Source organism: Novosphingobium sp. RL4 (assembly GCF_035658495.1).
Taxonomy (GTDB): domain Bacteria; phylum Pseudomonadota; class Alphaproteobacteria; order Sphingomonadales; family Sphingomonadaceae; genus Novosphingobium.
The window spans coordinates 1,498,550-1,510,510 of record NZ_CP141945.1; the positions used below are offsets into that span (position 1 = coordinate 1,498,550).

Annotated in this window: 9 protein-coding genes; 4 read left to right on the plus strand and 5 right to left on the minus strand. The window is 62.0% G+C overall.

The features are described from left to right. Nucleotides 1–16: 16 nt before the first annotated feature. On the plus strand, nucleotides 17–490 hold the full coding sequence (locus U9J33_RS23590; protein ID WP_132470068.1) for an Hsp20 family protein: 474 nt from the start codon (nucleotides 17–19) through the stop codon (nucleotides 488–490). Between the two features lie 855 nt (nucleotides 491–1,345). Here U9J33_RS23590 and htpG read toward each other — a convergent pair. Then, nucleotides 1,346–3,226: a molecular chaperone HtpG gene (gene htpG, locus U9J33_RS23595; protein ID WP_324699368.1), complete on the minus strand. Its 1,881-nt coding sequence runs from the start codon at nucleotides 3,224–3,226 to the stop codon at nucleotides 1,346–1,348. 367 nt (nucleotides 3,227–3,593) lie between these two features. On the opposite strand from htpG, the gene U9J33_RS23600 reads away from it, so the two are divergent. Next, the gene (locus tag U9J33_RS23600) at nucleotides 3,594–4,610 is read left to right on the plus strand and encodes an IS110 family transposase (RefSeq protein ID WP_185997124.1); all 1,017 of its coding nucleotides are present in this window, start codon (nucleotides 3,594–3,596) and stop codon (nucleotides 4,608–4,610) included. A 359-nt stretch (nucleotides 4,611–4,969) separates the two neighbouring features. Here U9J33_RS23600 and U9J33_RS23605 read toward each other — a convergent pair whose 3' ends face one another. From U9J33_RS23605 to U9J33_RS23615, 3 genes are read right to left on the minus strand one after another with little or no spacing between them, the layout of a single operon-like run. Further along, nucleotides 4,970–5,803 carry an NAD(P)-dependent oxidoreductase gene (locus U9J33_RS23605; protein ID WP_324699369.1) on the minus strand — a complete coding sequence of 278 codons (834 nt, stop codon included), beginning with the start codon at nucleotides 5,801–5,803 and terminating at the stop codon, nucleotides 4,970–4,972. Beyond that, nucleotides 5,800–6,591 (minus strand): SDR family NAD(P)-dependent oxidoreductase, encoded by a 792-nt coding sequence (locus tag U9J33_RS23610; RefSeq protein WP_324699370.1) that lies wholly within the window; start codon nucleotides 6,589–6,591, stop codon nucleotides 5,800–5,802. The genes U9J33_RS23605 and U9J33_RS23610 overlap by 4 nt, the downstream gene beginning before the upstream one ends. Beyond that, a complete protein-coding gene (locus U9J33_RS23615; RefSeq protein WP_324699371.1) occupies nucleotides 6,588–7,736 on the minus strand; it encodes a sulfotransferase in 1,149 nt (382 codons plus the stop codon). The genes U9J33_RS23610 and U9J33_RS23615 overlap by 4 nt, the downstream gene beginning before the upstream one ends. A 193-nt stretch (nucleotides 7,737–7,929) precedes the next feature. Here U9J33_RS23615 and U9J33_RS23620 point away from each other — a divergent pair, with 193 nt between their 5' ends. Continuing rightward, on the plus strand, nucleotides 7,930–9,168 hold the full coding sequence (locus tag U9J33_RS23620) for an alkyl sulfatase dimerization domain-containing protein (protein WP_324699372.1): 1,239 nt from the start codon (nucleotides 7,930–7,932) through the stop codon (nucleotides 9,166–9,168). On the opposite strand, the gene U9J33_RS23625 is transcribed toward U9J33_RS23620, so the two are convergent. Further along, nucleotides 9,165–10,034, minus strand: coding sequence for a helix-turn-helix transcriptional regulator (locus U9J33_RS23625; RefSeq protein WP_324699982.1), 870 nt, complete (start codon nucleotides 10,032–10,034; stop codon nucleotides 9,165–9,167). The two genes, U9J33_RS23620 and U9J33_RS23625, sit on opposite strands and share 4 nt — an antisense overlap. A gap of 417 nt (nucleotides 10,035–10,451) precedes the next feature. On the opposite strand from U9J33_RS23625, the gene U9J33_RS23630 reads away from it, so the two are divergent. Next, nucleotides 10,452–11,960: an ATPase domain-containing protein gene (locus U9J33_RS23630; RefSeq protein ID WP_324699373.1), complete on the plus strand. Its 1,509-nt coding sequence runs from the start codon at nucleotides 10,452–10,454 to the stop codon at nucleotides 11,958–11,960. Nucleotide 11,961 lies beyond the last annotated feature (1 nt).

Genomic DNA, 11,961 nt, shown 5'->3' on the forward strand with positions numbered 1-11,961 from the left:
CAGAGGATTTGGAAAAATGAGAACCAACTTTGACTTTACGCCTTATCAGCGCTCGACGGTCGGTTTTGACCGGTTGTTCAATCTGCTCGAAGCAGGCGCGCGTGAGGAGGACGGCTATCCGCCCTTCGATATTTTGAAGCTCGGCGAGGATAGCTACCGCATTACGCTCGCGGTCGCTGGGTTTAGACCCGAAGATATCGAACTGGTCGCTCAACAGAACTTGCTCATTGTCACCGGCAAGCGCGCTGAAGACGACAGCAAATGCGAGTATCTGCATCGCGGCATTGCGGCGCGCTCTTTTGAGCGGCGGTTCCAGCTTGCTGATTTCGTCGAAGCCGGAAATGCCACATTCGAAAACGGCTTGCTTTCCGTCGATCTCAAACGTGTCGTGCCCGAGGCGATGAAGCCGCGGCGCATCGAGATCCGCGGCGGCGAGCCGGTCACTGCTCGACTTGGCGAGACGAAGGATCAGGTTAGCGAAGCTGCCTGACCCTGGTTGCTGGCCTGTCGGTGTCGCGTCTTTCCCAATTCCTTAGCGGCGGCGACAGGCCAGAGTGCCACTCGCGACCGATCCCGCCACGCCGGGGCGCAACGGCATCCATGGGGGCAGCGAAGGACTTGCAGCTCTAATCCACCGAAGCGGTGATCTTTGATACGGCAAAGGAGAAGCAGTCCTGGACGATGGTGCAAAGGATTTGTGATGCGAGGGGAAGAGCCGACCGGGACGGCTCCGTATGCTTTTCCGAGGCTTTGCGCGACAGAGTGGAGACAAAGAGGATGAGACAGATTGATCCCTCGGACCTGACTCTCTATGCGCTGACGAGCACCGAACTCACGCGGTTCTCACGCGGCGTCGCCCTTGGGCTGCTCGAACCGCCATGTTCCGTGATCCGTCGATCCGACACCGAAATCAGCGTCAGATTTCGCTCCCATCGCGAAGCGGAACGAACGAGAAAGTACATTTCCTAGCGCTCGGATTGCTCGGCACTGGTAGCGCAAAGCGGTGCGAATGATCAGTCGGCGGGCCGCGCACCTTGATCAGCCGATATCTGAGGTGGTTGGCCCCCCTTATAGGCCGGAAGTCGGGCTTGTGGATCGCAATCCGCCGGCCGTTGGATTATCGGGACTTGCAGAAGCGTTATTATCGGCATGCGTGCGAGACGCGTTCCCTGGTGCCAGGGCGTCAATGGCCAATCGATCTGTCGTTCTATATACGACGAAGTTTTACGCGGCTGACGAAGACGCGGGAGTAACCTCGCGCAGCCACAGTACCCTCAGTCACCAAGCTTCTTGGTTGATGAGCGTGGCAAGACGGAGGGGAGCCAAGCGGCTCCCCTCGCTGGCCTTATAGAGATTTGGCCATCAAGCGCTCAAGCCGCTCCACGAATCCCCGCGGGTCGGCCGGTGCTTCGCCCTCGGCGATCCGGGCTTCGTCGAGGAGAAGAAACGAAAGGTCGCGCCGTTCATCGTTCGTGGCACTGCTCTGCGCCAGCTTCCCGATCAACGTGTGCCCGGCATTGACTTCCAGAACAGGCTTCGCCCGCTCCGGTGCACGGCCGGCGGACGCCAGCATCTTCTCGAGCTGGAGGTCCATCGCGTTGTCGGGGGCGACAATGCAAACCGCGCTCGTGGTCAGGCGGTCTGAAATCCGAACGTCGGAGACATGATCTGCCAGGGCTTCCTTTGCGAAATCAATGAACCCGGTCACATCCTCGGCGGCCTTGGCTGGCTCGCGACCTTCCGCCAGGGGAATTAGGCTGAGATCGGCCGCACCCTGTGTAACCGACTTGAACGGCTTGCCTTCGTATTCCGCGCCCATCGACGTCCAGAAGTTGTCGATCTGGTCGGGTAGCAGCAGTACTTCGATGCCGCGTGCCTTGAAACCCTCAAGCTGCGGGGAATCGGCGATCCGTTCGAGGTCGGTACCGGTCGCATAGTAGATTGCCGTCTGGTTTTCCTTCAGTGCGGAAACGTAATCCTTGAGCGAGCGCCACTCACTGTTCGAGGTCGTGGTCTTGAAGCGGGTAAGGCCGAGCAGGGTCTCGCGCCGTGCAAAGTCTTCGTAGAGACCTTCCTTCAGCACGGCCCCGAAGTTTTCCCAGATCGCCGCAAAGCGTTCGGGCTCGGCGTCGGCGAGCTTCTCCAGCTCGGAAAGAACGCGGTTACTCACGCCCTTCTGGATTGCCGAAAGGACGGGGCTGTCCTGGATCATCTCGCGCGACATATTGAGCGGCAGATCCGCGGAATCGACGAGGCCGCGCACGAAGCGCAGATAGCGCGGCAGGATCTCCGCCTCATCGGTGATGAACACGCGCCGGACGTAAAGCTTAGTGCGCCCGCTGCGATCGGGATCGAACAGATCGAATGGCTTGCTCTCCGGAATGAAAGTCAGCACCGAATACTCATGCCGCCCCTCTGCCCGGTAATGGAGCGTCAGGGCGGGCTTATCGAACTGGCCCGCCACGCTGCGATAGAAGTCGGTGTAATCTTCCTCGCTGATGTCCGACTTCGGCTTGGTCCACAGCGCCAAGCCGTCCGCGAGTTGCCGAGCTTCCTCGTCGCTTCCGGCTTCCTCGATGAAAATGGGGACCGGTACATGGCCCGATTGGGCCTTGACGATCCGCTCGAGGTTGTAGCGCTCCGCATAGCTTTTCGCGTCATCAAGAAGATGGAGAGTGACTTTGGTCCCGCGGGCAGGTGCTTGCGCTGGATCTACGGGCGCAATTGTGTACGTGCCAAGTCCATCGGACGACCAGCTGGATGCATCACTTTCACCCGCTCGCCGCGACACGACGTCGACTTTGCCCGCCACCATGAACGCCGAATAGAAACCGACGCCGAACTGACCGATTAGCTGCTGGCCTTCTCCGTTCTTGTCCGCGGAGAGCCTGTCCATGAAAGCCTTGGTCCCGGAACGGGCGATGGTGCCGAGCGTTTCGCCCATATCGGCAGCGGTCATGCCGATGCCGTTGTCCGCCACGGTCAGCGTGCCGGCATCCTTGTCCAGTGTGATGGTGATTTTCGGCTGCGGATCGTCGCCTAAAAGCGACGGATCGCCAATCGCTTCATAGCGCAGCTTCTCGCACGCATCGGCGGCATTCGAGATCAGCTCGCGCAGGAATACGTCCCGGTCCGAATAGACCGAATGGACCATCATGTGCAGCAGCTTGGAGACATCCGCCTCGAAGGCGCGGGTTTCAGAGGCGATAGCGGAATCTGTCGTCATCGTATCCTTGGCTCGCATGGTTCAGATTTGCCCCGGTCAGATGGAAAGCCCCTGGGCTCTCGTCAAGGCGTTGAGCGTGATAAGGGTTTATGCGGGAGCCACCGTTCTAAGGCCGACTTGCAGGCGTGTTGGGACCTTGTGAGGGTCAGTCTAGGAGCACCGCCGTTGGGATTTCGATTCTGCGCACTGCCTGGGCCAAAACAGCTGATCTTCGACCCTGGTCTTGGCACCGCCAAAGTAGGCGATGTTCTCCAGATTCAAAGCGGCTCCGAGTGGCTGGGATGTTGGACCCCGCGTAATTGATGTAGCCACCCTGCCTGCATGTTACGAAGTCGCAAATGAACGCTTCAATGCAGGAGGGTGACCGATGTCGATCTATGCCGGATTGGATGTGAGCGACAAGACCACGCACGTTTGTATCGTCGATAACGATGGCGCGGTGTTGAAGCGCGATGTGGTGGCCAGCGATCCCGATGCGTTGGCCAAATGGCTCAATAAGCACTGCCCTGATCTAGCGCGGGTGGTGCTGGAGACGGGCCCCTTGTCGACCTTTTTGTACCACGGTCTGGCAGAACGCGAAGTGGCCGTCGCATGTATTTGTGCCCGCCATGCCAAGGGCGTGCTGTCCGCTCGGGTCAACAAAAGTGATGTCCATGATGCAGAGGGATTGGCGCAACTCGCCCGCACTGGCTGGTTCAAGCGCGTTCATATGAAAGCATCAGCCACCCACATCGACCGGGCTGCGCTGCGGATCCGTGCGCAGCTGATTACCACGCGCGTGGCCATGGCCAACCAGTTGCGCGGGTTACTGAAGTTGTTTGGCTTGCGAATGGGCAAGGTCACCACCTCCGGCAAACGCAGCGAACGTCTGGCAGCTCTTTTCCGGCAGCGCCCTGATCTCGCAGACCTTTTCGCGCCGCTTATCGCCGGTATCGAGGTCATGGAGGAACAGTTGCGCGCTTCTAATCGTCTGCTGGAAGGGCGGGCCGCGGCGGATCCGGTGTGCGTTCGGCTGATGAGCGTCCCTGGCGTTGGTCCAATCACGGCCCTGACATACACAGCCAGCGTCGAAGATCCGCATCGCTTTGCCCGAAGCGAAGATGTCGGCGCTTATGCAGGCCTTGCTCCACGTCGAAGCCAATCGGGTGACCGCGATGTGCTAGGGCATATCTCCAAAGCTGGCGATCCGATGCTGAGGCGATCTCTCTATGAGGCGGCCAATATAATGCTGTCTAGGGTGAAAAGGCCTTTTGCGCTCCAGCAATGGGGGCAAAATCTTGCGGAAATCAAAGGTAATAAGCGCGCCAAGATTGCGGTTGCCCGCAAGCTGGCTGTGCTGCTTCACTCGCTTTGGCTGAACGAGACGGAGTTTCGCTGGGCATGAAACCAGCGTTCTTCTTCCCGGTTAGCCATGCCTGGACGATCTCGCCCGGACTGTAGAGGCACAACCTCGAGTTGGACCCAGAGACGTCCCCCCTTCCGCCTGGCCGCGACCATGATGGCTTGGACACATCGCGATCAAACGCTGTCCGATGACCTCGAAGACAACCGTCGGCACCGGGAAAAAGGAATGGCCATGAGAATATCAATTAGACAACTGTCCAGAACGACAGTTTCGAAGACGCGGAACGAGATAGCTGGCATTCGATCGGGTCGGCGTGCGGTTTCGTGACCGACCCTTTGAAGACATTCAGCGGCTTTAATCTCCGTCTCAACAGCTGACATTCCGCTTTCCCTGCCCTTTCAAGAGCTACGCGTCAGCGCAATGAACGGCTTTGCCGCCTCACTCAGGATTCGGTAGGCACTATCACCCTCCGGCACCACCGTCCCCAGCAGAGTGACATCCTTGTCGAGCAAGGCCCCGCCATGGGCAAAGCCGGCAGGCGAAGTCATGCGTGCACAGACGCCGAGGCCGAAGCTGTTGCCGCTGCTCTCTCCGACAAGCCGCACCAGCGTATGCTTCTCGATGCCAAGGGTTCGGCCCACCTCAATGGCGGCGTGCGCGAGGGCCATGTTAGCTGCCAGCAGCGTGTTGTTGATGAGCTTGGCGTACTGACCCGTGCCGACATCCCCCAGATGCACGATCAGGCGGCCGAAGGTCCTGAACACCGGCATTGCTCGCTCGACCACTGCCTCGTCCCCGCCGAGCATCAAGGTCAACGTCCCGGCCCTAGCCGCAGGCTCGCCCCCGCTGACGGGCGCATCGATACAATAGAGGCCGAAGCCCGCAGCCCTCTCCTCCATCTCCCGGCAGGTGTCGGGGTGAATGGTCGAGTGGATGGCGATAGTGGAACCCTGGCGCATGGCCGGGAACAGCCGAGCGCAAACCTCTCGCACGCCAGCATCATCGACGACGCAGATGCCGACATGGGTGGCCGTGGCGCCCAGTTCCTCGACGCTGTCAGCGAATTGGGCGCCAGAGAGCCTGAACGGTTCCAGCGTATCCGCCCGGCGCGCCCACAGCCATGTAGACATGCCCGCGTCGACCATGCGCCGCGCGATCGGCGCGCCCTGGCTGCCGAGACCGATAAAGCCCGCCACCGGCCACGCCGGCGCGCTATCCATCGTTCCCGTCATAGCGACTTCACCATACGGCCGCCATCGACGACGAGGACGTCGCCCGTGTGGAACTTCGATGCATCGGACGCAAGGTAGGCGCCCGGCCCCTCGATATCGTGCGGGTAGCCGGGACGGCCCAGCGGCGTGATGGAGGAGAAACGCTGGATGATGGCGTCGCGCTGGTCGCTCGCCTCGGTCATCTCCGTCATGATGAAGCCGGGCGCAATCATATTCACCCGCACGCCATATTGTCCCATCTCGACGGCCAGTCCCTTCATCATCGCGTTGAGGGCACCCTTGGCCCCTGCATAATGCTCCATCCCTTGCAGGCCGTGGAACATGGACAGGCTGCCGCAGATGGCGATGGAGCCGCCGGGATCGTCGGCCTGCGCCCGCGCGCGCATGTGCCGCGTCGCCTCGCGCAGGGTGTAGAAGGCGCCATGCAGGTTCACGTTGAGCAGTTCGTGATACATTTCGCTCGTCATGTCCGGGAAGGATGGCGCGCGTGAACTGAAGCCTGCATTGGCGAACAGGGTGTCCACCCGCCCCATCGCCGCGAGGGTGGACGCGAAGGCCGCCCCCACGGCCGCCTCGTCCCCCACATCGACCGCTTCCTGATGCGTGCGCCCGGCACCGGCATCCCTGAGTTCGGCCAGCGCCGCCTCGTTGCGATCCGCCCGGCGTCCCCACACCACGACGTCAGCGCCCTGCTTGGCGCAGCCCATCAAAAAGCCAAAGCCGATACCACTGTTGGCGCCCACGCCGACGACGACGCGGCCCGACAGGTCGAAGAGGGCGCGGCTCATACCAGCGCCTCCTTCCGGGCGACGGGATGTTCTCGCAGATAGTCCGAGAAATAGGGCATCAGTTCCTCCTTCGACAGGCCCCACTCTCCAAGGGAATAGCTGTGCTTGCCGCGTTTGTTCTGGGGATTGTCGGTCAGCCAGCCACGCATTCCCATCTCGCCGGCATGGGTCCATTCGAAGCCGAGCCAGTCATAAATCCTGCGGGCCTGCGCGATGGGATGGGCGACCATGTCGTCATAATAGAGGTGGTAGATGTCATCGGGCCGCTCGTGGGACAGTTCCAGCGGGCGGGCAGCGTGGAGCGCCAGCTGCAACGGGAAAAACTGCCGCATATAGTCACGCCCCTCGTCGACCTCGAACATCGGGCGCGACCCGCCGCGCATGCCGAAGGAGGAACCGACCGCTGCAAAGGGGTCGCGATGCGTCCAGATCACCTTCGCATCGGGAAAGGTCCGAAAGATCTGGCGGATGAACAGCGCGTCCGACGGCATCTTGAGAATCCAGCGCCCTGGATTGGTCGTCTGGAGAATCTGGAGCACGCGCTTCCGGTGTTCGAAGGCCGTCGCCATATCCGTGAACAACAGCCAGTCGTGATAGCTGGGCACCGTCGTCGTCACTGCCAGCATCAGCGACCGGAAATCCTGCGCCACGAGGTGGACACATTCCGTCGGGCCGTCGCCAGGCTCGAAATGCGCGGCGGCGACATGGGGGGCGGCCTTCTGAATCATCTCGTCCTTCGCCATCTCGGCAAGGCAACGCGGGTCCGTCTTCAGCGCGCCAGGCGCGGCCGGGGGCGCGGGACTATAGGCTTCCCACCGTAGCATCGAGCGATTGGCCGGATCGGCGTCCAGCATATAGCTGAGCATCGTCGTGCCGGTGCGTGGCAGGCCGAGAATGAACACGGGCGCCTTGACCGGCGTATCGAGTATCGCCGGGTTGCGGCGCAGATAGTCGTCGACCTGCATGCGCGCGGCCAGGATCGTCTCGTAGCGCCCCTGTGTGTTGGCGAGGCCGCGCTCGGTCAGGCGGCCCTGCCGGTTGTGGTCGTGGACGAGGAAATCCAGCCCCTCGCGCCAGCTGTCGCTATCCGGGTCCGCACACCCCGCTTTGCGTCGCGCGCCCTCGACAATGTCCTCGAACCTCATGCCCTCATCTCCTCACCCATATCATGAAGCCCCGGATGCAGCGCGCGGTCCCGGCCAGCAACGGCCCGGCTTGTCGGCAAGTCCCCAGCCTTGTCTGTGTCCGGCCATATTGCTGCGCCGGCCCAATCCCTGCGCTTGCACTTCACGCCGGCCCTGCCGAAGCGTGGGACGACCCCGGAGGATTAAGGTGGACATGAGCAAGGAAGACAAGCTGTCGTCAAAGGGCCTGCGCGTGGCCGACTTCGTCCAGTCGGGCGAGGGACAGGAAGCCGCCATCGATCGCGGACATGGCATTTTCGAAAGCCGGGGCGTGGGCAACAGCTATCTGGTGACGACGGCGGAGGGTGATGTGCTGGTCAACGCAGGCACGCTGGGCGATGCGCGTATCGGCAGGGACCGCTTCGCCAAAGTCTCCTCCGCGCCCATCCGCAAGATCGTCCTGACCCAGAGCCACGCCAATCAATATGGCGGGCTGGAGGCCTACAAGACGCCGGACAATGAGGTCATCGCACATCATATCTACCCAGAGGACCGCCGCTATTCAAAGGCACTGGACGCGCATTACCGGCGCGGCTCGCGGCGCATCTTCGGGCAGATCACCGGGCGCAGCGACGCCATCGTGCCGACTCAGGAGGTCATGCCCGACTTTCTCATCGACGCGCATCATGCCTTTGCACTGGGCGGCCGTCGGTTCGAGCTGATCTGGACGCCGGGCGGCGAAACCCGCTCCGCGCTTATCGTCTGGCTGCCCGACGACAAGGTGGCAATCGTCGGCAATCTGTTCGGCCCCTTGTTCGGCAACCACCCGAACTTGAATACCATGCGCGGCGACAAGCCTCGTTCAGCGGAGGCATTCATCGCCTCCATCTCTATCGTCCGCGCGCTGGAACCGCAGATGATCCTGACGGGGCACGAGGCGATCATCGGGGGCGATCACATCCGCACGGAGACGACGCGCATCATCGACGCCGTTCAATGGGTGCTGGACCGCACCATGGAGGGCATGAATGCAGGCATCGACCTGCGAACCCTGATGCGGGAGATACGCACGCCACCGGAACTCACGCTCACCGAGGAATATGGCAAGGTTGCGTGGAATGTGCGCGCGATCTGGCATGAATATAGCGGCTGGTTCGACCCGGCACGCGGCACCACCGAACTCTATGGCGTGCCCCCGGCCAGCGTCGCTCCTGCCCTTGCCGAACTGGCGGGCGGTGCGGATCGCATCGTGGCGCGGGCGCGGGACTTCGTCGAGGAAGGCAGACCGCTGGAAGCGCTCCACCTCCTCGACATCGCGCTGGAGGCCGAACCGGACAGCGCGGATGGACGGGAGGCGAAGCGGGCCGCGCTCGAACGGCTGCTCGAGCAGAGCGGCGGCAGCAATCTGTGGGAACGCATGTGGATCGCGGCGGCCCTGCGCGACCTCGACTAGACGGATGCCCGCACGAGGCTCTCGCGGAACTGGCCGGGCGTCACCCCCGTCGCGCGGCGGAAGGACTGGGTGAAGCTGGACGGCGAGACGAAACCCAACTGCGCGGCCACCGCCTTGATGCTCTGCCCCTCGGCGATCATCCGCCGGGCATGCTCAACCCGTGCGTCGGCGACATGGTCGGCTATGGAACAACCCTTGCTCGCCCGGAACCCGCGCGTCAGCTGGCGCACCGAGACGCCGCACAGCTGCGCCAGCTCTTCGAGACGCGGCGTATCGAGCCGCTCGGTCAGCCGCTCCTCGATCAAGCGCAACCGCCAGGGCGCAAGGCCACCCTGCGCACGATCATTCTCGATCGCGACGCAATGGCGGCGAAGCTCGACCACCGCCTGCACGGCCAGAGCCTCCAACAGCAGGCCATGGGCAAAACCCGGCTCGCGCAGTTCAGACGCCATGCGGTGCAGCAGCGCCTTCAATTCCGGCGAGCGCAGGTCCAGGCACGCCTCCAGCCGCCGGTCGGTCCATTCCATTTCATCGTCGAACCAGTTGGCAACGGCGGAAGGAGCGAGATGGCAGACGACCGCCGCGCCATGGCCCGGCTCGCTCCGCGCCTGCACTCGTTCGCCTTGCCGGACAAGGAACAGCGGACCGATAGGCTCGAACCGGTGCGATGCCCAACGATCCCGATAACGCCCGCGCGGGCTGCCTGGTCGCGGGTGGAGGGCTAAATCCAACCTGTAGCCTTCGCCCGTGCGCAACACATCGTCCATCGGCTCTGCCAGATGGAACCGGTTTAGCTGGACGCTGAACAAGTCGGAGCGAAACTCCGTTTGCGTGGTCGCGAAATCAGTTGGTTGCAGATGCTGCATATTGCCCACTTACAGCATATATCTATCCAAAGGGAGATCACCTTGAACGACCCTTTCCGGCCGCTCAGCGGCCAAATTTGGCTTCCCAACTGCAGACCGTCCGCTAATCCGGCAGGCGCCGACCAAGATGGGTCGTTCGCCGGTCGCGCCTTAAATGACGGCCTCCGACAAAAGCTTCCGCTCGGTCGTCGTAAAATTGTTTCGCAGCAATGCGCCTCAAGTCCGGACATTTCGGCACGAGCTATCCGAGGCCCGCAAACGGACAGGCCAGGCCAAAGACGGGCGTCGTACGGGCCGAAGGCGTTACCACGAACGAAGTTATGATCGCTTCCGCTCGCCGATGACGCTATCATATTGGTTTGATCCAACCTTCGGCGGCCGAGTCTGCGCGTGGGCGGCTGCAAAGGAGGAGCGAGTGTGGCGCCCAACAATAAAGAGACCGGATTAGCTTCGACCGGCACAAGCGGCCTGGATCATATTCTTAACGGCGGCCTCACGCCCGAGCGCATGTACCTAGTGGAAGGCACACCAGGCACGGGCAAGACGACGCTGGCAATGCGCTTCCTGCTCGCCGGCGCCGCTGTGGGAGAGCCCGTCCTCTACATCACGTTAGCGGAAACCGAAGTCGAACTACGCGCCGTCGGCGACGCGCATGGCTGGTCACTGGATGGTGTTGACCTCTTCGAGATGGTTCCGCCGGACGGTTTCGGCGAGGATCAGGAGCAGACGCTGCTGCACCCTAGCGAGGTTGAACTCGGAGAAACGGTCCGCGATATCATGGCAAAGGTGGACAAGATCCGTCCTGCCCGCCTCGTCCTTGACAGCCTTTCCGAACTGCGATTGCTGGCGCAGAGCCCTATCCGCTATCGCCGTCAAATCCTCGCTCTCAAGCACTTCTTCTCGACGCGTGCCTGCACGGTGCTCGTCCTCGACGATAAGGGCGCGAGCGGCAATGACCTCCAACTACATAGTATCGCCCATGGCGTGATCTCGCTTGAGCAGACGTTGGCGAGTTTCGGCGCTCAGCGGCGTCGCCTGAATGTCGTGAAGATGCGCCAGCGACAGTTCAGGGGTGGCTACCACGATTTCGAGATCGAGCGGGGCGGGTTGTGTGTGTTCCCGCGGCTGGTCGCTGCGGACCACACCACCCAGCAAAGCGGTGAACCTGTCTCGACCGGCTCGCCTGAGCTGGATACCCTGCTCGGCGGCGGTCTTGTGCCTGGAACCGCCACGCTGTTTTCGGGACCCGCTGGAGTCGGCAAGACGACAGCTTCGATCCAATGTATTGAGGCGGCGCTCAAGCGCGGCGAGAAAGCTTCCTACTTTCTGTTCGATGAGCGCGCGTCGACGCTGCTCACGCGGAGCGCTGCGCTCGGTCTAGACCTTCAGCCGCACATCGACAGCGGCCTGCTTGAACTGCGTGCCATCGACCCGGCCGAGATGTCGCCGGGCGAGTTCGCTAGTCGCATTCAGGAAGCGGTTGAGAGCGGGGCGAGTATGATCGCGATCGACAGTCTCAACGCTTACCTCCAGGCTATGCCCAACGAGCAGTTTCTCATTATCCAGATGCACGAGATGCTGAGCTATCTCGGACAAAAGGGTATCGTTAGCCTTCTTATCCTCGGCTTCCACGGCATCGCTGGCGACATTCGGACGGACGTGGATCTCAGCTACCTCTCCGATACGGTCGTCCAGTTGCGCTACTTCGAGGCGTTGGGCGAGGTCCGCCAAGCCATCTCGGTGATTAAAACGAGGACGGCGCGGCACGAAAGGACGATCCGGGAGTTTCAAATCAGCAGCGACGGGCTGCGATTGGGTGAGCCACTAGACAGGTTCCAAGGCGTTCTGACGGGCGTGCCCACTTTCTCTGGCACGCGGGATACGTTGATGGCTAGTCAGATCGATCCGGAAAATCCACGCGGTTGAC

Bases quoted from the DNA above. Each gene is read 5' to 3' on its own strand.
- U9J33_RS23605 (WP_324699369.1), bottom strand. From the start codon at position 5,803: ATGACGGGAACGATGGATAGCGCGCCGGCGTGGCCGGTGGCGGGCTTT.
- U9J33_RS23625 (WP_324699982.1), bottom strand. From the start codon at position 10,034: ATGCAGCATCTGCAACCAACTGATTTCGCGACCACGCAAACGGAGTTT.
- U9J33_RS23620 (WP_324699372.1), top strand. From the start codon at position 7,930: ATGAGCAAGGAAGACAAGCTGTCGTCAAAGGGCCTGCGCGTGGCCGAC.
- U9J33_RS23600 (WP_185997124.1), top strand. From the start codon at position 3,594: ATGTCGATCTATGCCGGATTGGATGTGAGCGACAAGACCACGCACGTT.
- U9J33_RS23615 (WP_324699371.1), bottom strand. From the start codon at position 7,736: ATGAGGTTCGAGGACATTGTCGAGGGCGCGCGACGCAAAGCGGGGTGT.
- U9J33_RS23610 (WP_324699370.1), bottom strand. From the start codon at position 6,591: ATGAGCCGCGCCCTCTTCGACCTGTCGGGCCGCGTCGTCGTCGGCGTG.
- htpG (WP_324699368.1), bottom strand. From the start codon at position 3,226: ATGACGACAGATTCCGCTATCGCCTCTGAAACCCGCGCCTTCGAGGCG.
- U9J33_RS23590 (WP_132470068.1), top strand. From the start codon at position 17: ATGAGAACCAACTTTGACTTTACGCCTTATCAGCGCTCGACGGTCGGT.